Here is a 4,209-nt window from a genome sequence, read left to right on the forward strand (position 1 = left end):
GGAGCCAACTTACAGGGAGCCGATTTGAGTAACACGAATTTGCAAAAGGCCAACCTGCGAAATGCCAAAATGGCTGGCGCTAATTTAGAGGGAGCGATTCTCAAAGGCGCTAAGATGCCCGATAGACGGGAGGCGAAGTAGAGGGAATAGGGAATTAGGGAATAGAGTGTAGGCAATGGCAGAGTTGGGTAGGGCAGGCAATGGTCAGGTTGTTTTTGAAGTTTTTGAAACAGTTATGGACTTAGAGGTGGTATACACTTCGATAGGATAAAGGAGTAAATCCAACAGGTTAGGGCTGGTTTTGATTTCAACCTTGCCTAATACGATGCCCGGTTCTGGACTGAGAGGTTTGGTATAAAATTCAACCTGAATGGAAGGAGTCAGGGGCATGAGTGCGATCGCACCTGGGCCTGAAAACTCTACTCTTACCTTTCATGAAAAAGGCTGATCCCCTGGCAGCGCCGCTTCTGAAAACGCCTGACTGGCATTTGTTATAAAGACCTTGAGATTGGAAAAGCGGCAAGTAGATTTCGAGTTGATCAATCTCTAGAATTGGCTTGGAGATGGGTTGCGATTGTTCTGGTGCAGGCTGCAGCTCACGTGCAAAGGCATTAGAGGGTGGGGAAGGAAGGTGGTAAGCCGCGATTAGCTCAGCCCGTTTGCCTCCTATGTTTTAAGGCAATTCTTGAGTCAGTTCTTGGGTTAGTTCTTGGCGCAACCAGGATTGCAATTTAGTCAGCCTGAGACCAGACCAAGCATGAGAGAGTTGCTGCAAGGAGCATAGCCCTCCAGTGAGTTGCTGAGCAGACTAAACCTTGTCCCAGTCCAAAACCGGAGTTTCTTTGATCGGAAAGCGACCGTTCTCTAGCTGGACTTGGTTTAAGGGATCGTTTGCATGAAATCCAGGAGTTGGTGAGCCATTTGCAACTTGCTGCAGGGTGCGATCGCCTGTTGTCGGCCCTGAGCATCGAGAAAAACGGCCTGGTTCTGATCGCTGCCAAACCCACTGTTGGGTTGATCAATGGGATTGGCAACGATCGCATCCAGGTGTTTCCGTTGTAACTTTTCCCTGGCTGGGGTAATAATATCCCCGCTCTGAGCCGCAAAGCCAATTAAACGCTGATGAGCCTGTTTAAACTGCGCCAGAGTCGCCACAATATCCGGCACTGAAGACAGGGGTAAGCTATCTGGCAAAGCAGACTTGGGAAGTTTTTCAACGCTGTAATTGGCGGGTTTCACGTCAGCCACCGCCGCCGCCATGACGATCCAATCGGAGATCGAAAGGTGCTGCATCATAGCCTGCTGCATCTCAGAGGCTGAAGTAATTGGAACGGTGCGGATCTTGGCTGGTAGAGTTTGCCTCACTATTTCTTCCAGTGGGCCATGTACCAGAATGACCTCTGCACCTCGATGAACTGCCGCCTGAGCCAGTGCAATCCCCATCTTGCCCGTCGAGGGATTGCCAATGAAGCGCACTGGATCGAGGAATTCCCGCGTTCCCCCGGCACTGATCAGAATTTTTTTGCCCCTCAGATCTTGGTTGCCCTGGGTATACAAAAGAGAATGAATGTACGGCAAAATTTCTGCGGGTTCTGCCATACGTCCGGTTCCTACGCGATCGCAGGCCAAGATTCCGGCTGCTGGCCCCACCAAGTGGTAACGCGGATCCTGCTGCACCTGCTGCCAGCTCCGTTGCACTGCAAGTTGTTCCCACATCTCTGTATTCATCGCGGGAGCCAGCAATACCGGACAGGTGGAAGCCAGCACCGTATTGGTCAGCAAATTATCGGCCATCCCATAAGCCAGTTTTGCCAGCGTATTTGCCGTCAGGGGCGCAATCAACAAAACCTCAGCCCATTCCCCCAATGCAATATGCAGAGGACGACCATGAACGGGCTGCCAAAAATCTCGATCAGTATAAGCCGGATGGCGCGACAGGGTAGCAAAGGTGAGCGGCATGACAAATTGCTGAGCCGCTGCTGTCAAAATGCAACGGACTTCCAGGCCAGCTTTTGCTAAAGACGAAACCACTTCAGCCAACTTATAGGCTGCAATACCACCTCCAACACCAATTACAACACGGTTTCCTGACATCGCACTATTTTGGATTTTGGATTTTGGATTTTGGATTGCAAAACGTTTTCTGCTTGGCGAGTGCGGCAATCAAGCTGCCCGATCGTGTTCTCAGTCGGTATCCCTCATTTTTCACTTTGTAATCCAAAACCCAAAATCCCAAATTTCTAAGCTTCGTCGTAGGCTTCGAGATCCAGCAGGTACAGATAGGGTTCTACCAGTTCAGGACGTTGAAAGGCGATCGCCCGTAATAAATGCCAGTCCTGCAGCCCCTCAAAAGCCGTTGTATAGTCGTCTTGTTCTAAGCGTGTTGCCAGCTTTTCTACATCAGTAGCGGTCAAGGCAGCAACCTGAGTTTGTTCTAAATGCAATGTCATCATGGCCAGCGACCTCCCGCTTTTACACTTTCCCAGTCCAGAACGGAGTTGCTTTATGGAGAAATTCCAATTTGTGAACTGGACTTGAGTAATCCAGGAACAGAACTCAAAGATTTCCCTGAGAGCAATGTCCGTATTTACCCGTACCCCAATATTATCCCACCCACCGGCCACGGCCCCGGATGTTCACAACGGATTAATGTTAATCGAGTATTTCTTTAACAAAGGCTTGTAGCTGCTCCAATACGATGGGTTGAATCTCATGCCCCATAAAGGGATATTCCTGATATTGCACGGGTACTCCCAGAGCTTGCAAGCTATCTCTCGTCCGGTGAGCCGCCTGCACGGGAACTACCATATCCTGTCTGCCATGCACGATAAAAACGGCAGGAGTGTCAGTTGTTTGGAGCCGCGGGGGAGCGTGCAAGTAGCCACTCAACACCATCAATCCGGCGAGCGGCAGTTGTAAGCCTATATCTAATGTCATTGCGCCGCCCTGAGAGAAGCCTCCCAGAATCGTGCGAGAAAAGGGAATTTGTAACTGGTTGGTGAGGGAGTCGAGGAAGTCGGTTAATTGTTCCCGGCTCTGGGTGAGATCGGGGCGATCGCCAAATTGGGCCGTTCCCATAAATCGATAATCCTGTGGCAGGTCGTACCACATCTTGCCAACGGGATTATAGGGGTGAACAAAAGGGGCATCTGGAAAAACCAGTTGATAGTCTCCTAGATCCATAAACTCTGCCAGACCCAGTAAATCCTGGCAGTTCGCGCCCCAACCATGCAATAAGACAATCAAGCCTTTGGCGGGCTGTTTAGTCTGGGCGGGTATGGTGATGGCGTTTAAAGACAGAAGGGGTTCCTCAACTCGATGTGCTCTGATCTTATAGCAGTTAGGGTGGGGGAGGGGGGAGAAGTGGAGAAGTGGTAGGGAGATGATGGGAAAGCAAAATGGTGGCAAAGTGAGATAAGTCCCATACTCCGTCACTCCTTCACCCTTTCACCCCATCACTCTCATGCAAGCCCTCTGGTTGGAAAATCAACAATTGCACCTGCACACCAATCTACCCATTCCTGCACCTCCGGCAGGGGAAGCGCGGATTCGAGTGTTGCGGGCAGGAACTTGTAATACAGACCTGGAATTGTTAAGGGGATATTACCCGTACAGCGGGATTCCAGGTCATGAGTTTGTTGGGGTGGTGGAACAGGGGCCAGATACTCTAGTCGGGCAGCAGGTGGTGGGTGAAATCAATGCGATGTGTGGTCAGTGTCACTTCTGCTTGCAGGGGCACTCGACCCATTGTGAAAATCGCACGGTACTGGGAATTGTCAACCGACCCGGAGCCTTTGCGGAATATCTGACACTGCCGATCGCCAATCTCCATCCTGTGCCAGACAGAATTACCACCGATGCCGCGACTTTTACTGAACCTTTGGCGGCAGCGCTGGAAATTCAGCAACAGATCAAAATCAGTTCTGCTGACAAGGTGCTGGTGGTGGGGGATGGCAAGTTAGGTCAGTTGGTGGCTCAAACACTGGCCTTAACGAGATGTGATTTATTTGTTGTAGGTCGCCATACAGAAAAACTGGCCAATCTAGAAGCACGCGGAATTGCCGTTGGGTTTGCGGATGCGGTGGGCGATCGCAGCTTCGACATCTCCGTAAAATGTACCGGAAATCCAGGGGGATTCGCGATCGCTCGTCGGGCGTTGCGTCCCCGTGGCACTTTGGTTTTGAAAAGCACCTATGCCGGAAATCTCAC

Annotated in this window: 5 protein-coding genes; 2 read left to right on the forward strand and 3 right to left on the reverse strand. The window is 50.9% G+C overall.

The genetic code is table 11. The features are described 5' to 3' along the window. On the forward strand, window positions 1-141 hold a 141-nt coding region (locus tag ACUVQO_RS07310), incomplete at its 5' end, for a pentapeptide repeat-containing protein (protein WP_445925247.1). Between the two features lie 738 nt (window positions 142-879). On the opposite strand, the gene coaBC is transcribed toward ACUVQO_RS07310, so the two are convergent. The 3 genes from coaBC to ACUVQO_RS07325 form a co-directional block, all read right to left on the reverse strand. After that, complete coding sequence (coaBC, locus tag ACUVQO_RS07315; protein ID WP_445925230.1) at window positions 880-2,094, reverse strand: bifunctional phosphopantothenoylcysteine decarboxylase/phosphopantothenate--cysteine ligase CoaBC; 1,215 nt, start codon at window positions 2,092-2,094, stop codon at window positions 880-882. Between the two features lie 146 nt (window positions 2,095-2,240). Then, a complete protein-coding gene (gene isiD, locus ACUVQO_RS07320) occupies window positions 2,241-2,453 on the reverse strand; it encodes a protein IsiD (protein WP_233744605.1) in 213 nt (70 codons plus the stop codon). 199 nt (window positions 2,454-2,652) lie between these two features. After that, window positions 2,653-3,435 (reverse strand): alpha/beta hydrolase, encoded by a 783-nt coding sequence (locus ACUVQO_RS07325; protein WP_445925231.1) that lies wholly within the window; start codon window positions 3,433-3,435, stop codon window positions 2,653-2,655. Window positions 3,436-3,463: 28 nt separating this feature from the next. On the opposite strand from ACUVQO_RS07325, the gene ACUVQO_RS07330 reads away from it, so the two are divergent. Further along, on the forward strand, window positions 3,464-4,209 hold a 746-nt coding region (locus tag ACUVQO_RS07330; protein WP_445925232.1), incomplete at its 3' end, for an alcohol dehydrogenase catalytic domain-containing protein.

The organism is Leptodesmis sp. (genome assembly GCF_052746595.1).